Below are 1,063 nucleotides of genomic sequence, written 5' to 3'. Positions count from 1 at the left end.
AGCATGGTCCCCACCCATGACCACACCAACGAGCGAACTGGCCAGCAGTCACGGCAAGCACCGTTGCAGTACTAGGCCGTTTCCTCTGGATCACCGTGCGGACCAGATGAAGATGCCCGCGACGTGCAGTGCGGCGAGGTAGACGGTGGCGGTCTTGTCGTATCGAGTGGCAAGGCCGCGCCATTGCTTGAGCTTGTTGATGCACCGCTCGACCGTGTTGCGCTGCCGGTAGGCGGTCTTGTCGAAGGCGGGCGGCCTGCCACCGGATCGGCCGCGCCGTCTGCGCTTGGCGATCTGGTCGGCTGGCTGGGGGATGACGGCCCGGATGCCCCGACGGCGCAGGTGGGCGCGGATGGCGCGGGAGGAATAGGCCTTGTCCGCCAGGACCACGTCCGGAGTGGTCCGTGGCCGTCCGAGTGGCCGGGGCACCCGCAAGCGGGCCATGAGGGGGGTGAATGCCGGTGCGTCACCTGCCTGGCCCGGTGTGAGGTGGAAGGCCAGAGGCCGGCAACGGCTGTCGGCAGCAAGGTGGATCTTGGTGGTCAGCCCGCCGCGGGAGCGTCCGAGGGCATGGTCGTCGGGCTCGTCGGCCGGGGCCCCTTTTGACGGGCCCCGGCGGCGTGCTGGTGGGCGCGGACGATCGTGGAGTCGACCGCGACGACCCAGTCGAGGTCGCCTTCGGTGTCGGCCTGGGCCAGCAGCGCGGCAAAGACCTTCTCCCATGTCCCGTCGGCCGCCCACTTCCTCAGGCGGTTGTGGACGCCTTTCCAGGAGCCGAACTCTGCGGGCAGGTCCATCCACGGGCAGCCGGTGCGGTACTTGAAGGCGATCGCGTCGATCACCTGTCGGTGATCCCGCCACCGTCCGCCCCGCTTCGGTACCCGGTTGGGTAACAGAGGCTCGATCCGCGCCCACTGGGCGTCAGTCAGCGACACGCCCGGACCAACGATCAGATGATCCGAAGGAAACGGCCTAGGTGTGTTGTCCGGGCAGGTTGGTGACGCGGCTGGCTGGGGTGTGGCCGCTGATGCCGGTGTGGGGTCGGTGGTAGTTGTACCAGTCC

General features: G+C 68.5%; 1 protein-coding gene. It reads right to left on the bottom strand.

Features of this window, described 5'->3' with window-relative positions:
- Positions 1-90 precede the first annotated feature (90 nt).
- Positions 91-950 (bottom strand): IS5 family transposase gene (locus ACZ7NC_RS45770; protein ID WP_471498447.1). Its coding sequence is split into 2 segments (ribosomal slippage): positions 91-605 and positions 605-950, totalling 861 coding nucleotides; the frame shifts between segments, so codons are not numbered across the junction.
- Positions 951-1,063 lie beyond the last annotated feature (113 nt).

Source organism: Streptomyces sp. NPDC111802, from assembly GCF_055634335.1.
The sequence above is the reverse complement of the archived record's forward strand: the minus strand, read 5'-3'. Positions and strand labels throughout refer to the sequence as shown.